The organism is Neisseria sp. SLRRB23 (assembly GCF_050896295.1).
Classification (GTDB): Bacteria; Pseudomonadota; Gammaproteobacteria; order Burkholderiales; family Neisseriaceae; genus Neisseria.
In genome coordinates, this window is record NZ_JBPBFH010000142.1 from 1 (window position 1) to 343 (window position 343).

Below are 343 nucleotides of genomic sequence, written 5' to 3' on the forward strand. Positions count from 1 at the left end.
AGATGTGTATAATGAACAGGCCCGCACCCATTTGGCAAACATTTTCCTGCGTTCGCCCTACATAAAATCAGGTGAGAATATGGCTGCGTACGACAGTTTGATGGTATTTACAGGCAATGCCAATCCCGAATTGGCACAACGTGTTGTCAGGCATTTGGACATTTCTTTGGGCAATGCTTCCGTATCCAAGTTTTCAGACGGCGAAGTTGCCGTCGAACTGTTGGCTTTGATTTTTTCGTGCAGTACNGCGACGCCGATGGTGTCGAAGTCTTCCTTAAGCAGTTCTTTCAGGCAGAAATCCATGGTGACGCGGCTGTCGTCCTGTCTCTTATACACATCTCCG

1 pseudogene is annotated in these 343 nt (G+C 48.0%); it reads left to right on the forward strand.

Annotation, left to right across the window (positions count from 1 at the left end):
• Positions 1-79 precede the first annotated feature (79 nt).
• Positions 80-223, forward strand: a pseudogene (locus ACRPFF_RS11545) (ribose-phosphate pyrophosphokinase-like domain-containing protein); the annotation flags it as partial.
• Between the last annotated feature and the right edge of the window lie 120 nt (positions 224-343).